The sequence below is a fragment of the Amycolatopsis coloradensis genome (assembly GCF_001953865.1).
GTDB classification, from domain to species: domain Bacteria; phylum Actinomycetota; class Actinomycetes; order Mycobacteriales; family Pseudonocardiaceae; genus Amycolatopsis; species Amycolatopsis coloradensis.
On sequence record NZ_MQUQ01000006.1, the window covers coordinates 304535 to 317651 of the forward strand.

12 protein-coding genes and 1 pseudogene are annotated in these 13117 nt (G+C 69.2%); 9 read left to right on the top strand and 4 right to left on the bottom strand.

Translation table 11 applies throughout. The annotated features are described in order from the left end of the window. The first annotated feature begins 58 nt into the window (after window positions 1-58). On the top strand, window positions 59-445 hold the full coding sequence (locus BS329_RS14750) for a YdeI/OmpD-associated family protein (protein ID WP_076160838.1): 387 nt from the start codon (window positions 59-61) through the stop codon (window positions 443-445). Between the two features lies 1 nt (window position 446). Here the strand turns inward: BS329_RS14750 and BS329_RS14755 are convergent, their stop codons facing one another. After that, window positions 447-1652, bottom strand: coding sequence for a PP2C family protein-serine/threonine phosphatase (locus tag BS329_RS14755; protein ID WP_076160841.1), 1206 nt, complete (start codon window positions 1650-1652; stop codon window positions 447-449). A gap of 9 nt (window positions 1653-1661) precedes the next feature. After that, window positions 1662-2357, bottom strand: a complete 696-nt coding sequence (locus BS329_RS14760; RefSeq protein WP_076160844.1) for a TetR/AcrR family transcriptional regulator — start codon at window positions 2355-2357, stop codon at window positions 1662-1664. A gap of 43 nt (window positions 2358-2400) precedes the next feature. On the opposite strand from BS329_RS14760, the gene BS329_RS14765 reads away from it, so the two are divergent. From BS329_RS14765 to BS329_RS14800, 8 genes are all read left to right on the top strand, one after another. After that, complete coding sequence (locus BS329_RS14765) at window positions 2401-3213, top strand: thioesterase family protein (protein ID WP_244197168.1); 813 nt, start codon at window positions 2401-2403, stop codon at window positions 3211-3213. Between the two features lie 77 nt (window positions 3214-3290). Further along, window positions 3291-5345: an ATP-binding protein gene (locus BS329_RS14770; protein ID WP_076160850.1), complete on the top strand. Its 2055-nt coding sequence runs from the start codon at window positions 3291-3293 to the stop codon at window positions 5343-5345. 341 nt (window positions 5346-5686) lie between these two features. Then, a complete protein-coding gene (locus BS329_RS14775; protein WP_076160853.1) occupies window positions 5687-6109 on the top strand; it encodes a DoxX family protein in 423 nt (140 codons plus the stop codon). A gap of 298 nt (window positions 6110-6407) precedes the next feature. Beyond that, window positions 6408-7700, top strand: coding sequence for an extracellular solute-binding protein (locus BS329_RS14780; protein WP_076160856.1), 1293 nt, complete (start codon window positions 6408-6410; stop codon window positions 7698-7700). Further along, a complete protein-coding gene (locus tag BS329_RS14785) occupies window positions 7697-8683 on the top strand; it encodes a carbohydrate ABC transporter permease (protein ID WP_076160859.1) in 987 nt (328 codons plus the stop codon). Before BS329_RS14780 ends, BS329_RS14785 begins: the two co-directional genes overlap by 4 nt. Then, window positions 8680-9510 carry a carbohydrate ABC transporter permease gene (locus tag BS329_RS14790; RefSeq protein ID WP_076160862.1) on the top strand — a complete coding sequence of 277 codons (831 nt, stop codon included), beginning with the start codon at window positions 8680-8682 and terminating at the stop codon, window positions 9508-9510. Before BS329_RS14785 ends, BS329_RS14790 begins: the two co-directional genes overlap by 4 nt. Before the next feature lie 3 nt (window positions 9511-9513). Beyond that, complete coding sequence (locus BS329_RS14795) at window positions 9514-10959, top strand: glycoside hydrolase family 3 protein (RefSeq protein WP_076160865.1); 1446 nt, start codon at window positions 9514-9516, stop codon at window positions 10957-10959. Between the two features lie 203 nt (window positions 10960-11162). After that, window positions 11163-12119, top strand: coding sequence for an LLM class flavin-dependent oxidoreductase (locus BS329_RS14800; RefSeq protein WP_076161122.1), 957 nt, complete (start codon window positions 11163-11165; stop codon window positions 12117-12119). A 2-nt stretch (window positions 12120-12121) separates the two neighbouring features. Here BS329_RS14800 and BS329_RS45380 read toward each other — a convergent pair whose 3' ends face one another. Both BS329_RS45380 and BS329_RS45385 read right to left on the bottom strand, forming a co-directional pair. After that, window positions 12122-12529: an NAD-binding protein gene (locus tag BS329_RS45380; RefSeq protein ID WP_341866330.1), complete on the bottom strand. Its 408-nt coding sequence runs from the start codon at window positions 12527-12529 to the stop codon at window positions 12122-12124. Further along, window positions 12524-13018, bottom strand: a pseudogene (locus BS329_RS45385) (NAD(P)-dependent oxidoreductase); the annotation flags it as partial. The gene BS329_RS45380 and the pseudogene BS329_RS45385, both read right to left, overlap by 6 nt. Window positions 13019-13117 lie beyond the last annotated feature (99 nt).

Here is a 13117-nt window from a genome sequence, read left to right on the forward strand (position 1 = left end):
CGGTGAGCGCTTTGCTTCCGATGATGGTCACAGACGTTACGACGAAAGGAACCCGGTCATGGACGAGGCCACCTTCACCGCCGCCACCCCCGCCGAGTGGCGCGCGTGGCTCGCCGAAAACGCCGGTACCGAGAAGGCGGTCTGGCTGATCATCCGGCACAAGAACAGCGGAATCCCCGGCATCCGCATCGACGAGGCGACGGAACAGGCCCTGTGTTTCGGCTGGATCGACGGGCTGCACCGCAAGAACGACGCCACCAGTTCCCGGCTGCGGTTCACCCCGCGCCGTCCCCGGAGTTCGTGGAGCCGGATCAATCGCGAGCGGGCCGCCCGGCTGATCGCCGGGGGACTGATGACCGAGCGGGGGCAGGCGGCGATCGATCTGGCCAAGGAGAAGGGCCGCTGGGAAGGCGAGAACGTCCGCGCCGGCCACCCGGTCCGGTGACTCAGTCCTGTTCGCGCCGGGCCACGAGGAGGGCGATGTCGTCCTGCGCGGGTGTCGAGCCGACGAGCGCCGCCATCACCCGCGCGCACACCACTCCGGGCTGGTCGGGGGTGACCACGCCGGCGAGTCGCCGCAAGCCGACGTCGATCAGGTGATCCCGGCGCTCCACGAGACCGTCGGTGTAGAAGGCGAGCACCGCGCCGGGTGGCAGGTCGACCACCGTGCTTCGCCGCGGCGGCCCCGAGACGCCGATGGGCGGGTCGACCGGGACGTCGACGAACACCGACGGCAGGCCGGGTACCGCGAGGATCGGCGGCAGGTGGCCGGACAGCGAAATCGCCACGCTGTCCCGCGACGCGGGCACCAGCCCGTACACCACGGTGGCCAGCGCGCCCGGCTCGAAATGCTGCACCTTCTGGTCCAGTTTGGACAGCACCTCCGCCGGGTCGTCCGATTCGAGCGCGTAGGCGCGAAGCGCGCTGCGCAACCGTCCCATGATCACGGCGGCGTTGAGGCCGTGTCCGGCGACGTCGCCCATCACGATGCCGAGGCGGTCGCCTGGCAGCGAGAACAGGTCGTACCAGTCGCCGCCGACGCCGGGTTCGGTTCCCGGCACGTACCGCGCGGAAAACTGCATACCGGTGACGGTGGGCAGGCGTCCCGGCAACAGTCCTCGCTGGAGCGCCGACGCGGCGGCGCGATCGGTGACGGAGACCTCGAGTTGCACCGCCAGCGCGAGCCGGGTGGCCACCAGCCGCAGCAGTTCGACGTCGGCCTCGGGGAATTCGCGCTGGGTCACCGATCCGACGTGCAGCACGCCGATCAGGTCGTCCCCGGACACCATCGGCACGCCGAGCATCGTCCGGAGCCCGCGTTCCCGCAGCAGCGAGTTGACGACGGTGGTCTCGTCGACGTGGTCGAGAATCACCGGACGCCGTTCCGCGGCCACCCGTCCGGCGAAACCCGCGCCGACGGCGATCCGGACGTCCTGGAAGACCTCTTCCTCGATCCCGGAGGCGGCGATGGCCTGGAGCAGCCGGGCGTCCGGATCGTGCCGGAGCACCGTGGCCGTGTCGACCTTGAGCACCTCGCGCACGCGCGCGAGGATCGTGGCGATCACCTTGTCCGGGCCGAGATGTCCCAGCGCCGTGTCGGTGATGGCCTCGAGCACCTGGAGCCGTTCGTCGGCCGTCGAGGTCCCGGACATGCGCTGAGCCTAACCAGTCCGACCGCGCGACGCCGCCCAGCCCGCCGCCAGTCCGTCCAGGTCCCCGGCCAGTACGCCACTCGGCGGAATCGCGTCCCGCGGGACCCGGCAGGCGAGTGCCGTGCCGAGCCCCGCCATCCGGATGACGGTGTCGATCAGCGCCTCCGGCTCCTGCGGCCAGTCGAACCCCGGCTGGGCGATCAGCAGGCTCACACAGCCGTGCATCGCCGACCAGAGGCCCATCGCGAGGGTTTCCGGTTCGCCGCGCAGGATCCCGGCCCGCACACAGGCGGCTGTCGCGTCGGTGAGGTGCCGGAAACAGGCCACCGCGCCGGGAGACGAGCCGCCGGACGGGCGCATCAGGAGTACGCGGTACTGCACCGGGTGGTCGAGGGCGAACCGCGCGTACACCCGCGCGCAGCGGCTGAGCGCGCGCATCGGGTCGGCGACCTCGGCGGCGCGGTCACGCATCCGGTGCGCGAGTTCGTCCCATACTCGCAGGCAGACCGCCTCCAGCAAGGCATCGCGGCTCGGGAAATGCGCGTAGACCGACGGCGTGGAGACGCCGGTCCGCCGCGCGACGGCCCGCAGCGTCAGCGCCTCGTCGGTCCCTGTCTCGCCGAGCAGGGCATCGGCGGCGAGGAGGATCTCGCCCCGCAGCTTCTCCCCTTCACCCGGCCGCGCCTTCGTCCGCTTCGCGCCCATACCGTGATGCTGCCAGCATCAACTTGACATCGTCAACTTGACGGTGTCAGCTTGGGTCATGGCGCACTTCCAGACCGCGACCGCCCTGGTCCGCCGGGGCGACGACCCGGTATTCGACACCGAACTCGATCCACAGTGGACGATCGGGACGAAACTGCACGGCGGCTACCTGCTCGCCGTCCTCGCCAAGGCCGCCGCCGAGGTCTCCTCGCATCCGCACCTGACCGCGATCAGCGGCTCGTTCTCGGTGGCCCCGGAGGCCGGTCCCGCGGTCGTCGAGGTCGAAGTACTGCGCGAAGGCCGCGGCCTCACCCAGGTGCGCGCGCGGCTGAGCCAGCGCGGCACGCCCTGCACCGAGGCCCTGATCACCCAGGGCGTACTGGCGGACGGCGACGCGTGGTGGTCCGGAGTGGACCCGATCGAGATCCCGGCGGAGCAGGACTGCCTGCCGGTGCCCGCCGACGGTGGCGGCGGATTCCGCATCGGCCTGATGGACGTCGTCGAACAGCGGATCGACCCGTCCTCGGCGGGGTTCGCGGTGGGACAGCCGTCCCGGAAAGGCGTCATCTCGTCCTGGTTGCGGCTCGCCGACGGCACCGACTGGGATCCGGTGAGCCTGCTCGTGGCGCTCGACCCTGTGCCGCCGATCTCCTACGACCTCGGCATCGCGGGCTGGGCGCCGACCGTCCAGTTCACCGCGTACCTGCGCGGGATCCCGGCGCCCGGCCCGGTCCGGGTGCGGATGCGGGCGGGCCAGATAGGCGGCGACCGGATGGACGAGATCGCGGAGCTTTGGGACGAGAAGAACAGATTGATCGGGCAAGCGACCCAAATCGCCGCCGTGCGCGTCCCCTGAACCACCCGAAAGCAGGGCCATGACGGAACTCCGGGCGTTAGGATCCGACGTCGACGTCATGTTCTGGGGGCAGGACCATGGAAGTGGAACCACGCCGCGCGGACGCGGGCGGCTCCGACTCCGGCGGGGCCGAGATCACCCGGCTCTGCCGGACCTTGGTGCCGCTGGCGGCCGCGGGCAAGCACGCCGAGGCGGCGTCGACCTACCGCTGGGTGACCAGGGCCTCGACCGGCGTCCCGCGCCGGTACGGCGACCACGCCCTGCGGCTGGAATTCTGCGCGCTCACCGGCAACGAGCACACCGGATTCGATCTTCTGTCGCTTTTGGACGGTGTCGGTGACCACGCGGACGCCATCGCCAGAATGGAGTTCTTCGCGTCGGCCGCCCTGCTCACCCGCCGGTTGATCGAAACCGGATACGGCGAGACCCGGTTCGTTCTCAACGGCCCGTACGACGGGCTTTCCCTGCGCCTGCTGCATCGGCGGATGCGGGCGGCGGCGTTCGTCGAGGCCGAGGAACTCGACGGAGAAGACCAGACCGATTACCTCACCGAGCACGTCGAGCGGAAGATGACCGCGAAACCGGTCGCGGAATTCGTGCCGCTCCTGCCCTCCGCGCTCCCCCGGGTACCGATCCTGCCGCCACCGGGCCTGTCGGCGGAGGAACTCGTCGTCCGGGCCGAAATCCACAACCACCGGTCCGAAGCGGAAGAGGCGCGCGCCTGTCTCGCCGCGATCGGCACCGTCGGTGACGAGATCGCCCCGCGGCTGGCCGAACTGCGCGCGATCTTCTTCCAGGACGGCGACACCGAGGAACGGCTCCGCCGCGCGGCCGCCGGGTTCCGGCGGGACGGCGACGAAACCCGGTTCCTGCTCAACCAGTGCTGGCTCGGCCTGTGGCTGGTCTTCGACGATCAGGCCGAGACCGGCGTCGCGCTGACGACGGTGGCCGCCGCACGGTTGCGCGCGGGCGCCGACGATCACGCCGCCTGCTGGGGCGAATACTGGCTGGCACACGTGCTTTCCGGACAGGGCAGGACACCCGAGGCGTACGAAGTCCTGCGGCGCGGGGCCGAACGTGCCCGCGAGACGGGCGATCCCTTGCTCCACGGCACTCTTCTGTGCCTGGACGCGTCGCTGCGGAACGGCGACGGCGAGGATCCGGCGGCCACACTGGAACTCGCGCGGGCGGCGACGGACGCGTTCATCGTCGGAAACGTCGGCGAGAAGGCCGTCGAAGCCGTCGAACAGGTCCGGATCGCCTATGAGCGCACCGGATCGCTCGACGAACTGGACGTCTTCGTGGAGCACCTGCTGGCGACGCTTCCCGTCGGTGGCCCGGAACGGTTGCGCGGGCACCTCCGCCAGCTTCGGGCGCTGTCCCTGATCGGCACTGGCCGCTTCGCCGAAGCCGTCGACGACGCCTACGCGTCCCTCGGCGTCGCCGCGTCGAGAGGCAAGGACACCGCCGAACAGTGGTACGTCCTCGTCACCGCGCTGCACGGCGCCGGCCGCTACGACGAGGTGCTCGACGTCGCGCCCCGCGCCATCGACCTGCTCACCGGGCTGCCGGACTGGGGCCACCGCTGTCGCTGGATGTACGCCGACACCTACCGCGCGCTCGGCGAATCTTCGCGCGCCTTCACCGAATACGCCGTCCTCGCCGAAATCCTCGAAGAATCGGGCGACACCGGGCATTCCTACATCTCGGTGAGCATGGCCGCCGCCGAACAGCTGGACCTGCTCGGTTGCGGCGCGAACGCCGCCGGCTTCTACGCGCGGGCGGCCGACGCGGCACTGGCGATCGGCGGCGGATACGTGGCCGCCACTTGCCGTAACGCCGCGACGCTTTCCCAGCTACGCTCCGGTGATCTCGAGGCGGCGCTGACCGCGCTCGACGCCGCGGAAACCGCCGTGCACGCGGTGGAAACCGAGACCGCGCCCGCGAGGGAGCACCTCGTCGCGCAGCTCGACCACGTCGCCGCCCACGTGCTCAGCGCCGCGGGCCGCGTCCGGGAAGCCGCCCACCGCGCGCTCCGCGCCGCCGAAACGTTCCACCGGATAGGCGAAGCCGAGTCCGCTCGCGATGTCGACCTGCTGCTCGAACAGATACTTCTCGGCGAACAAAAGTGACAGGTCGGATGCCTGTCGACGCGAACGAACGTACGGCACCCAATCGGACGGTTCGACTCGCACAACGTCCTCTGTAGACAGCCACAGCGCCTCACGTGATGTTCACGGAATCAACCGTCCAGTTGCGCTTCGGTGCTGGGGATGACCCGAAATCCACACAGGCCCGGCGACCACCGGATCCGGAAGGGGTGTTTGGCTCCAGGTTAAGTGTCCCTATCTCCACACACCCTCACCCAACGTCACCCCAGAACGCCCGCCGCTGCCTGAGAGGGCCAACTCTCGCGAGTAGTCCTCTGGAGGCGACCTTGCCAGCCACCCCGCCCCGGAGAAAAATCCCCGGCATGCCCGTAGGAACCAGCGGTACCCGAAGCCTGCCCATCGGCTCGATCGTGCTGTGGGTGGTGCGCGTCGCGCTCGCCGCCGAGTTCCTCTACAGCGGCTACCTGCTGTTCGCGGGCGGTCACACCGAACAGACCTTCGCCGAGATCGGGCTCGGGCAGTGGCTGCGATACGTCACCGGTGTCCTCGAAGTCGGCGGCGCGATCGGACTGCTTCTCCCCCGCTTCGGCGGGCCGTCGGCGCTGCTGCTGGCGGGCGTCATGGTGGGCGCGAGTGTCACCGAGTTGTTCGTCCTCGCCAACGGCGACCCGGTCCTCCCCCTGATCCTGCTGATCTTCACCGCGACAGTGGCGTGGTTCCGGCAAGATCAGACCCGCGCGCTTCTCGGGATCGAACCTCCCGTTGACGACGAGGACTACCGCTAGGCGAACGCGAGCCCGCCCTCCTCCGAACGGCGCAACAGGCTCCCGCCGAATGCACCGATCACCGGAACAGTCAACGAAAAACCGCATGTCAGCGCGCCTCGCGAGCACCTGACGGCAGTGCCGTGATCCGATCATCAGCGTGATCATGCGCTCACTCAAGGTGAAAGATTGCGGCTCGTTTACAACGAACCGGCCACCTGCTTGACAGTCGGAGTGGTACGTACCACGCTGCCGACATTGGTCTACACCATTTTGTGGGAGCCCGGCACAGTGGCCGGGCATCGAAAGGACGGCACGAGTGAAGCGCTGGCTCAAGATGACTGCGGGCGCCGCGGCCATCACCCTCGCGACGGCGGGCTGCGCCGGTTCCGGCAGTGGCGACAGCACGAATTCGAGCGCTCCGGCCTCGAACGGCACGCTCACGGTCTGGCTGATGACCGGGACCGCCCCCGAATCTTTGACGAACTCGCTCCACAAGGAATTCGAAGACGCACACCCCGGCGTCAAGATCAAGTACGAGATCCAGCAGTGGAACGGCATCCAGCAGAAGCTGACCACCTCGCTGGCCAGTGACAACCCGCCGGACGTGATCGAGCTGGGCAACACCCAGACCCCCGCGTTCGCGAACCAGAACGTGCTCGCCGACCTGACCTCGAGCGTCGGCGACTTCAACGGCGCCCAGTGGCTCCAGGGCCTCAAGGCTTCGGGCGAGTACGACGGCAAGACCTACGGCGTCCCGTTCTACGCGGCCAACCGTGAGGTCATCTACCGCAAGGACATGTTCGAGCAGGCGGGCATCACCGCGACGCCCAAGACCCGCGCGGAATGGCTCGACGCGATCACCAAGCTCAAGGCCAAGTTCGGCAGCGACCCCGAGTTCCAGGCCCTCTACCAGCCTGGCCAGAACTGGTACGAGCTGCTGTCGTTCATCTGGGACGAGGGCGGCGACATCGCGCAGGCCAACGGGAAGTCCTTCAAGGCGACCCTGGACTCCCCGCAGGCCAAGGCCGGGCTCGAGTTCTACAAGCAGCTCACCGACGCTTCGGGCACCAAGGCGCCGAAGGACGCCGACGAGGCCACCCCGCAGCAGGCCGGTATCTACGGCGCGGGCAAGGTCGCGATGATGATCGGTGTCCCGGGTGAGGCCGACACCGCGGCGAAGACCGACCCGACGATCAAGGAGAAGTCGAGCGCCTTCCCGATCCCCGGCAAGTCCGCCGACAAGTCGGCCCCGGTCTTCCTGGGCGGTTCGAACCTGGTCATCCCGGCCAACAGCAAGAACGCGGCCGCGGCCAAGGACTACGTCAAGCTGTTCTCCACCCCGAAGTACCAGACCGAGCTGGCCAAGGCCGGTTACGTCCCCGGCACCTCGACCGACGTGTCCGCGCTCGACGCGAACCCGCTCACCAAGGTCATGGCCGAGGCGTCCAAGAACGGCCGCGCCGTGCCGACCAGCCCCAAGTGGGGTGACGTCGAGTCCGGTCAGAACCCGATCAAGGACATGCTGACCGCTTACCTGACCGGAACGAAATCGCTCGACCAGGCGACCGCCGACGCCAACGCAGCGCTCGACAAGCTCATCGGCGGATGACCACGACCGAAGATGTGACGACGCCGGCGGGGGCCACCCCGCCGGCTTCGCCGCGCATCAAGCCCCCGAAATCGAACCGGCGTCTCCGTTTCGGCGAACGGACGGTGCCGTATCTGCTTCTCCTTCCCGCGCTGCTCGCGATCCTGAACCTGCTGGGCTGGCCGACGCTGCAGCTGATCGGGATCAGTTTCCGCAAGCTCGACCTCCGTGAGCTGGTCTCCGGAGAGATGGTCTGGGTCGGATTCGCGAACTTCTCCGAAATCCTGTCCGACCCCGAATTCTGGGAGATCACCGTCCGCACGCTGGTGTTCACCGCCGCGGTCGTGATCACCACCCTGCTGCTCGCGCTGTTCATGGCGCTCCTGATGCGGCATCTCAACCCGGTGGTCCGGGTGATCCTGCAGGTCGCGCTGATCCTCGCGTGGGCGACCCCGGTGCTCGCGACGACCACGGTCTTCCAGTGGATCTTCGACCAGCAGTACGGGATTTTGAACAAGACGCTCGCGAAACTCGGCTTCGAGAGTTTCATCGGGCATTCCTGGTTCTCCACCGGCCCGAGCACCCTGACCGTGATCGGCCTGCTGGTCGTCTGGCAGGCCGTGCCGTTCGTGGCGTTCACGCTCTACGCCGGGCTCCTCGGCGTCCCGAAGGAGCAGTACGAGGCCGCGGGCATCGACGGCGCGAACGGCTGGCAGGCGTTCTGGGCGGTCAGCTGGCCGGCGATCCGGCCGATCCTGACCATGGTCACGTTCCTGTCGGTCCTGTGGGACTTCAAGTTGTTCGCCCAGGTGTGGGCGATCCGCCAGGGCGGGCCGGACGGCGCCAGCACGACGCTGCCGGTCTACATGTACCTCAAGGGCCTCGCGGGCAACCACTTCGGCCTGGCGGCGACCGCCGCCCTGCTGATGATGCTCGTGCTGATCCTGCTCACCGCCCGGTACGTCCAGCTGCTGGTGCGCTCGAAGGAGGCCGACCTGTCATGAAGAAATCCCTGGCACAGCGGATCGGCCTCGGCACGTTCGGCGTGATCGTGGCCTTCTTGTTCGTCTTCCCGACGTACTGGATGGTCACGTCCGCGCTGAAGACGCCGGGCGAGGTCCTGTCGCCGAATTACGACCTGATCCCGCTCTCGGTGACGTTCGACAACTTCGTCACGGCGCTGACGAAACCCGGCTTCACCACCTACCTCGCCAACAGCCTGATCGTCACGATCGGCGCGGTGCTGTGCTCGCTCGTCGCGGGCGTGCTGGCCGCGGTCCCCCTGGCCCGGATGCGATTCCGCGGCCGCAAGGGGTTCCTGCTGCTGGTGCTGATCGCCCAGCTCGCCCCGTTCGAGGCACTGCTGATCCCGATGTACCTGCTGATGCGGGACGCCGGGCTGCTCAACCAGTTGCCTTCGCTGCTGCTGGTGTACTTCGCCGCGACACTGCCCTTCACGTGCTGGATGCTCTACGGCTTCGTCAACGGCATCCCGTACGACCTCGAAGAGGCCGCGATGATCGACGGATGCAGCCGGGCGGGCGCGTTCCGCCGGGTGACGCTGCCGCTGCTCGCACCGGGACTGGTGACCACGTCGGTGTTCAGCTTCATCACCGCGTGGAACGAGTTCCTGTTCGCGTTCGTGTTCATGCGCGACCAGAGCAAGCAGACACTGCCGGTGTGGCTTTCCTCGTTCCGGACGGCGTTTTCCGTCGACTGGGGCGGCATCATGGCGGCGTCGGTCATCTACGCCGTCCCCGCGCTGGTGTTCTTCATCCTCGTCCAGCGCAAACTCGTGTCCAACCTGACCGCAGGCGCAGTGAAGGGATAATCCTTGTCTTCACCGGAAAAGCTCGCCGGCTCCGTTCTCGTATCGGGCTTCGACGGCACCACCGCACCGGATTGGCTGCGGCGCAAGGTGGCCGACGGCCTCGGTGGCGTGATCCTCTTCGGCCGCAACGTGGTCGACGACGAGCAGGTGGCCGCGCTGAGCGCGCGGCTGCGGGCCGAACGGCCCGACGTGCTCATCGGCATCGACGAAGAGGGCGGTGACGTCACCAGGCTCGACGTCGCCACCGGCTCGTTCATCCCGGGACCACTCGCACTCGGCGCCGCGGACGACGTCGAGCTGACGGCGTCGGTCGCCGCCGCCCTCGGCGAACGGCTGGCCGCGTGCGGGGTCACGATCAACTTCGCCCCGTGCGCGGATCTGACCCTGACGCCGGAGGATCCCTCCATCGGGGTCCGGGCGTTCGGCTCGGATCCGGTGAAGGCGTCGCCGCACGTCGCGGCGTACATCACCGGTCTGCAGAAGTACGGCGTTGCCGCGTCGGCGAAGCACTTCCCCGGGCACGGGGCGGCGACCGACGATTCGCATCACGCGCTGCCGGTCCTGCCCCGGACCGAAGCGGAACTGCACGAGATCGAACTCGTCACGTTCAAGGCGGCGATCGCGGCGGGGGTGCGTTCGGTGATGACCGGGCACCTCGTCGTGCCCGCGTGGGGTGACCTGCCCGCGACGCTCAACCCGAAGGCGCTGACCGACGTCCTGCGCGGCGAACTCGGCTTCACCGGCGCGGTGATCACCGACGCGCTCGACATGGGCGCGATCGCCGGCGAACTCGGCAAGACCGAGGGCGTCGGCCGGGCGGCGGTGCGAGCGCTGATCGCCGGGGCGGACGCGCTCTGCCTGGGTGGCGTGTCGTTCGAAGAGGACGAGCTGAACCGGATCGCGGCGGTCATCGCGGCCGCTGTCGAGGCCGGTGAACTGCCGCTGGAGCGGCTGGCCGAGGCGTCGGAGCGGGTCGCCGCGCTCGGCACTCCCCCGGTGTCGACACCTCTTTCCCCGGTGGAACACCGGCTCGGCCTGGAGGCGGCGCGCAAGGCGTTGCGGATCCAGGGTTCGCCGAAGCTGGACGGACCGCCGCTGGTGATCGACGTCGAGACCGAGCCGATCATCGCGGCGGGCCCGATGCCGTGGGGGCTCGGGTCGCATCTGACCGAACTCGTGCCCGGCACCCGCGCGCTCAAGGTCACCGCGGACGAGATCGCGGTCGCGATCGACGCCGCCCAAGGCGCGCGCGACCTCGTCGTGGTGACGCGCGAGGCGCACCGGCACCCGGAGGTCCGCGAGTTCCTGAGCTGGCTCCGGGAGGCAGGCGTGGACTACATCCGGGTCGAGACCGGGGCACCGGGACCGGACACCGGTGACGGGCCGCGGATCGACACGTTCAGCGGTTCCTACGTCAGCCTCCGCGCCGCTGCCGAATACCTGGCGTGACCGACGCCTGACGCCCCTCGCGATTCGTCCTCTGGATGCGGTACTTGCACGCGCAACTACCGCAACTAGAGGACGAATTGCGTTGAGGGGCCGCCTGTCTCCAGGACGAGACACCGTCACGGTCGAGGACCGACCACGACCCGTCGACCGCAAGGAGAATACTTGCCACGTGTGCTGCGGCGCGGTTGAGAATGGAGAGCACCATGGTTTCACGGCTCGGGGTCAGGATTCCGCGAGAATTGCCTGCCACCAGGCTGACCGGCCTTGCCCGCCGCGCGGAACAGGAGGGCCTGGACGAGGTTTGGATCGTCGAGGACTGCTTCTACGCGGGCGGGATCGCCACGGCGTCGGCGGTGCTGGCGGCGACCGAGAAGATCACCCTCGGTATCGGCATCATGCCCGCCGTCGCCAGGAATCCCGCCATCGCGGCGATGGAGATCGCGGCACTGGCGGAGCTGTACCCGGGCCGCCTGATCGTCGGATTCGGGCACGGCGTGCCGAGCTGGATGCGGCAGATCAACGCGTGGCCGAAGTCGGCGCTGGCCGCGTTCGAGGAAACGCTGGCCGTCATCCGGCGGCTGCTGGCCGGTGAACGCGTTTCCTTCGAGGGCAGGCATGTCCGGCTCGACGACGTCCAGCTGGAATTCCCGCCCGCGGTGCCGCCGAAGATCGTCGCCGGCGTCCGCGGCCCAAAGTCCCTCGCCGCCGGGGGCCGGGTGGCCGACGGGACCCTCCTGGCCGAACCGGCGACCCCGGAGTACGTTCGCGCGACGCGGGAACTCATCGGCGTCGAGGGTCATACGATCGCCACCTACAACTGGCTGTCCCTCGACGCCGATCCCGAGCGGGCCCGTGAGCGGGCGCGCGCCGACGTCGCTTCCGCGATCGGGCCGAACTCGGGACCGGCGCTGGCGCCGCTGGACTTCGGCGCCGAACTGCTGGCCGAGGTCGAGACCGCCGGGGACGACTTGGCGCGGCGGCTCCGTCCGGAGTGGATCGACAGGCTGAGCGTCAGCGGCACGCTCGACCGTTGTGTCGAGCAGGTCCGCGCGCTGTACGCGGCCGGGACCGAGTCCGTCATCCTGCTCCCCCTGCTCGGCGAACCGGAGGAGGAGTCCTTCGCCGCGGCGGGCCGGATCGCGACGGCCCTGCGCGGCTGACGTCACCGCGTTCCGAGCGCCTTGACGACGGCGACCACGTCCTCCGCGCCGAACCCGCGCCGCGCGGTCTCGGCGTAGAGGGCGTGGGACGCCTCGAGCAGCGGCAGGGTGAGTCCCGCTTCCCTTGCCGCCGCCGCGATCACTTCGACGTTGGCGAGGACGTTCGCGATCGAGGCCTGCGGCGCGAAATCCTCGTCGACCAGTTTGGACGCCTTGACCCGCAGGATCGGGCTGGCCAGCTGCCCGGCGCCGAGGACGTCGGCGAGCAGTCCGAGGTCGAGCCCGTGCGCCCGCGCGAAGTGGACGGTCTCGGCCAAGCTGGTCATGACCGACGTCAGATGGACGTTGACCGCCAGCTTCATCAGGAGGGCGCTGGGGATCGGTCCGCAGTCCACGGTTTCCCGGCACATCGGCCCGAGCAGCTCCCGGATCTCGGTGATCGCGCCCGGATCACCCGCGAGCATGGCGACCAGCTCACCCGCCTCGGCCGGGACCCGCGAACCGGAAACCGGCGCCTCCACGTACTTCGCCCCGGCCGCGAGGAGTCCGGCCTCGATCTGGCGGGAGTGCTCCGGCGCCGTCGTTCCCATGTGGACGATGGTGCGCCCGGCGAGCGAGGGCCGCCCGCGGTCGAGCACGGCGTCGACGGCGGCCGCGTCCTTCAGCATCAGGATCACGACCTCGCACCGCGCGAACAGTTCCGCCACGTCCTCGACCGCCTCGGCCCCCGCGGCCACCTGCTCCGAAGTCTTTCCGGGAGTGCGATTCCAGACGAGCAACGGGATCCCGGCCCGCGCCAGGTTCAGTGCCATCGGCCCGCCCATGCTGCCCAGCCCGGCGAACCCGACTCGTGCGATACCCATGGACCCACTGTGCCGCGTGACGGGGAGCCGGCGCCACCGATGAGATCTTCCTGCCGGAAATCGCGAGTAATGCCCCTATGGCCACCCGAAAGCAGGTCCATTCCGCCCCTGTGACGGCAATCGGTGATCCCTACC

Excerpts from the sequence above, each read along its gene's own strand:
- BS329_RS14750 (WP_076160838.1), top strand. The coding sequence starts at position 59 with ATGGACGAGGCCACCTTCACCGCCGCCACCCCCGCCGAGTGGCGCGCG.
- BS329_RS14755 (WP_076160841.1), bottom strand. The coding sequence starts at position 1,652 with ATGTCCGGGACCTCGACGGCCGACGAACGGCTCCAGGTGCTCGAGGCC.
- BS329_RS14760 (WP_076160844.1), bottom strand. The coding sequence starts at position 2,357 with ATGGGCGCGAAGCGGACGAAGGCGCGGCCGGGTGAAGGGGAGAAGCTG.
- BS329_RS14770 (WP_076160850.1), top strand. The coding sequence starts at position 3,291 with ATGGAAGTGGAACCACGCCGCGCGGACGCGGGCGGCTCCGACTCCGGC.
- BS329_RS14775 (WP_076160853.1), top strand. The coding sequence starts at position 5,687 with ATGCCCGTAGGAACCAGCGGTACCCGAAGCCTGCCCATCGGCTCGATC.
- BS329_RS14785 (WP_076160859.1), top strand. The coding sequence starts at position 7,697 with ATGACCACGACCGAAGATGTGACGACGCCGGCGGGGGCCACCCCGCCG.
- BS329_RS14790 (WP_076160862.1), top strand. The coding sequence starts at position 8,680 with ATGAAGAAATCCCTGGCACAGCGGATCGGCCTCGGCACGTTCGGCGTG.
- BS329_RS14800 (WP_076161122.1), top strand. The coding sequence starts at position 11,163 with ATGGTTTCACGGCTCGGGGTCAGGATTCCGCGAGAATTGCCTGCCACC.
- BS329_RS45380 (WP_341866330.1), bottom strand. The coding sequence starts at position 12,529 with ATGTGCCGGGAAACCGTGGACTGCGGACCGATCCCCAGCGCCCTCCTG.